The sequence below is a fragment of the Bacteroides sp. 11BF genome (genome assembly GCF_019633765.1).
Taxonomy (GTDB): domain Bacteria; phylum Bacteroidota; class Bacteroidia; order Bacteroidales; family Bacteroidaceae; genus Bacteroides; species Bacteroides hominis.
On record NZ_JAFKPJ010000109.1, the window covers coordinates 1 to 316 of the forward strand.

A 316-nucleotide genomic window follows, 5' to 3' on the forward strand; every position below is an offset into this window, starting at 1 on the left:
ATAGAAGAAGCCGGCATTCCGATCGATTATATAGTAGGTACCAGTATGGGATCCATTATCGGCGGATTATACTCTATCGGATATACTCCTCAGCAATTGGACAGCATGGTGCGCAAACAGGACTGGATGTTCTTACTGAGCGACCGGGTGAAACGTAGCGCCATGTCACTCAATGAACGTGAAAAGTCAGAAAAATATGTTTTTTCGTTTCCGTTTACCAAAAGTCCCAAAGATGCAGTTTCAGGTGGCATCATAAAAGGACAAAATCTGGCCAATCTTTTTACGGAACTGACAGTGGGATATCACGATTCCGTAG

At 43.7% G+C, this 316-nt stretch carries 1 protein-coding gene; it reads left to right on the forward strand.

Going from position 1 to position 316, the window contains the following annotated elements:
* Positions 1-316: patatin-like phospholipase family protein (locus JZY04_RS21165; RefSeq protein ID WP_220577476.1), on the forward strand; the 316-nt coding region annotated here is incomplete at both ends.